1 protein-coding gene is annotated in these 313 nt (G+C 71.6%); it reads left to right on the forward strand.

What is annotated here, in order from left to right; genetic code table 11:
- Positions 1 to 313 (forward strand): phosphopantetheine-binding protein (locus PU724_RS34020; protein WP_426213867.1); only part of this gene is annotated, 313 nt, incomplete at both ends.

A 313-nucleotide genomic window follows, 5' to 3' on the forward strand; every position in this document is an offset into this window, starting at 1 on the left:
TATGCGGCGCCGCAAGGCGAGGTCGAGACGGCGCTGGCCGGCATCTGGGCGGAGCTGCTCGGCGTCGAGCGCATCGGCCGCCACGACCACTTCTTCGAGCTCGGCGGCCATTCGCTCCTGGCGGTGCGGCTGCTCAGCCGGCTGTCGCAGGCTGTTGGCGTGGAGGTGCCGCTGACGACGCTGTTTACCAGGCCGGTGCTTGCCGATCTGGCGGCAGGCATCGTCGAGGTGCTGAGCCGCTGCGGCCCGCACGAGCTGCCGGCGATCACGGCGGTGTCGCGCCAAGAGCCGCTGGTGCTGTCGTTCGCCCAGC

Source organism: Mesorhizobium abyssinicae, assembly GCF_049887195.1.
In the GTDB taxonomy this organism is placed as follows: Bacteria; Pseudomonadota; Alphaproteobacteria; order Rhizobiales; family Rhizobiaceae; genus Mesorhizobium; species Mesorhizobium abyssinicae.